Source organism: Streptomyces sp. NRRL WC-3549 (assembly GCF_000721935.1).
Lineage (GTDB): Bacteria > Actinomycetota > Actinomycetes > Streptomycetales > Streptomycetaceae > Streptomyces.
Genome location: NZ_KL585418.1, coordinates 46,954 through 48,952 on the forward strand (window position 1 = coordinate 46,954; position 1,999 = coordinate 48,952).

Below are 1,999 nucleotides of genomic sequence, written 5' to 3' on the forward strand. Positions count from 1 at the left end.
GGAGCCGCTACAGCGGCGGTCATAGGCCGGCCATCCGTCGGCCGAGAGGGGTCTCCAGCGCGATGACGGCACCTATCGAGACCACCAGGGCGGATGCGCAGCCCGAAGCGGTGCTGGAGGGCGCGGGCGGCAAGGAGATCGAGGGCCGCTCGCTCGGGCGCATCGCCTGGACCCGCTTCAAGCGGGACAAGGCCGCGGTGGCCGGTGGCATCGTTGTCGTGCTGCTGATCCTCACCGCGGTGCTGTCCAAGCCGATCCAGTCGCTCCTCGGCCTCGACCCGAACGCCTTCAACCAGGGCCTCGTCGACCCCGTCATGCTGGCGCCCAAGGGCGACTTCGGCGGCATCAGCTGGGACCACCCGCTCGGCGTGGAACCCCAGACCGGACGCGACATCTTCGCGCGCATCCTGGAAGGCTCCTGGGTCTCCCTGGTCGTCGCCGTCGGCTCCACGCTGCTCTCCGTCGTCATCGGCGTCGTGATGGGGGTCGTGGCCGGGTTCTACGGCGGCTGGGTGGACAGCTTCATCAGCCGGTTGATGGACACCTTCCTCGCCTTCCCGCTGCTGCTCTTCGCGATCTCGATCTCGGCCTCCCTGCAGGGCGAGGCCTTCGGGATGGAAGGGCTCACGCTGCGGATCGCCGTCCTCGTCTTCGTGATCGGCTTCTTCAGCTGGCCCTACATCGGGCGCATCGTCCGCGCGCAGACCCTGTCGCTGCGCGAGAGGGAGTTCGTCGAGGCGGCCAGGTCGCTGGGGGCCCGCGGACCGTTCATCCTCTTCCGCGAACTGCTGCCGAACCTCATCGCGCCGATCCTCGTCTACGCGACGCTCCTGATCCCCACGAACATCCTCTTCGAGGCGTCCCTCTCCTTCCTCGGCGTCGGTATCGCGCCGCCGCAGGCCTCGTGGGGCGGCATGCTCACGCAGGCGGTCGAGCTCTACGAGGTCGACCCGATGTTCATGGTCATCCCCGGCATGGCGATCTTCATCACCGTGCTGGCCTTCAATCTGCTGGGGGACGGGCTGCGCGACGCACTCGACCCTCGTGGCAAGTAAGCGCGGCCATGCCGCACCGGACAAACGAGGGGGCTTTCCTCAGCATGCAGAACAGAAAGAAGGCGGCTGCCATTGCGGTGGTCGTGGCGGTGTCGCTCGGCGCCTCCGCCTGCAGCGGCAGTGACTCGGACTCCAAGGGCGGATCCGGCGGCGGCGGCGCCAAGGCCGACGCGGCTCTGACCTCGATCGTCAACCCGACGGACAAGAAGGGGGGGACGGTCACCTACGAGCACGCCAGCGGTCCCGACTCCCTGGACCCGGGCGACACCTACTACGGCTGGGTGCAGAACTTCTCCCGCCTGTACGGCCGTTCCCTGGTGACCTTCAAGCCGGCCGCCGGTGACGAGGGCCTGGAGGTCGTCCCCGACCTGGCCACCGACCTCGGCAAGGCCAGCGACGACGCCAAGACCTGGACGTACACGCTCCGCAAGGGCGTGAAGTTCGAGGACGGCACCGAGGTCACCTCGAAGGACGTCAAGTACGCCGTCGAGCGCTCCAACTTCGCGCCGGAGGCCCTGTCCAACGGCCCGACGTACTTCAAGGCCTACCTCGAAGGCGGCGACAAGTACAAGGGTCCGTACAAGGACAAGTCCGCCGAGGGCCTCAAGTCCATCGAGACCCCGGACGACTACACGATCGTCTTCAAGCTGAACAAGCCGTTCGCGGACATGGACTACCTCGCGGCCTTCTCGCAGACCGCACCGGTCCCGCAGAAGGCCGACAAGGGCGCCTCCTACGTCCAGAAGATCGTCTCCTCGGGCCCGTACAAGTTCTCGGCGTACGACGAGGGCAAGGGCGCGACGCTGGTCCGCAACCCGGAGTGGGACCCGAAGACGGACCCGATCCGCAAGGCACTGCCGGACAAGATCGAGCTCAAGTTCAACGTCAACGCCACCACGATCGACGACCACCTGCTGGACGACACGATCACCGCCGGCATCGAG

General features: G+C 67.4%; 2 protein-coding genes. Both read left to right on the forward strand.

What is annotated here, in order from left to right:
* The first annotated feature begins 62 nt into the window (after window positions 1-62).
* Window positions 63-1,055 carry an ABC transporter permease gene (locus IH13_RS0123730; RefSeq protein WP_031087622.1) on the forward strand — a complete coding sequence of 331 codons (993 nt, stop codon included), beginning with the start codon at window positions 63-65 and terminating at the stop codon, window positions 1,053-1,055.
* A 44-nt stretch (window positions 1,056-1,099) separates the two neighbouring features.
* A partial coding sequence (locus IH13_RS0123735) for an ABC transporter substrate-binding protein (RefSeq protein ID WP_037842212.1) occupies window positions 1,100-1,999 on the forward strand: 900 nt, incomplete at its 3' end.